The organism is Fructilactobacillus sp. X8R4C1, assembly GCF_059900905.1.
Map to the genome: position 1 here is coordinate 1 of NZ_JBWXVJ010000008.1, position 374 is coordinate 374.

A 374-nucleotide genomic window follows, 5' to 3' on the forward strand; every position below is an offset into this window, starting at 1 on the left:
TTATTTCTCGGTTAAAATTATAATTAAAATATAATTAATACAGAAAATAATATTATCTAGTTTTCAAAGAACAAAGTTGACACTTTCGTGTCAATGGAGAATAACGGGATCGAACCGTTGACCTCCTGCTTGCAAAGCAGGTGCTCTCCCAGCTGAGCTAATTCCCCAAAATATTCGATTGTCACTTACCAGTAACGATGGGTCTAAGTGGACTCGAACCACCGACCTCACGCTTATCAGGCGTGCGCTCTAAACCAGCTGAGCTATAGACCCAAAAGCGCGAACATTTATTTTAACGAGAGTAAAACTCTCAAAACTAAACAAGACTTCAATAATGTAAGGTTTCCGAATTTTTCCTTAGAAAGGAGGTGATC

The 374-nt window shown here is 38.5% G+C and carries 2 tRNA genes; both read right to left on the reverse strand.

Features of this window, described 5'->3' with window-relative positions:
* Positions 1–94: 94 nt before the first annotated feature.
* Positions 95–167: transfer RNA gene (locus AC6UDA_RS06935), tRNA-Ala, on the reverse strand.
* Between the two features lie 31 nt (positions 168–198).
* Positions 199–273, reverse strand: a tRNA-Ile gene (locus AC6UDA_RS06940).
* Between the last annotated feature and the right edge of the window lie 101 nt (positions 274–374).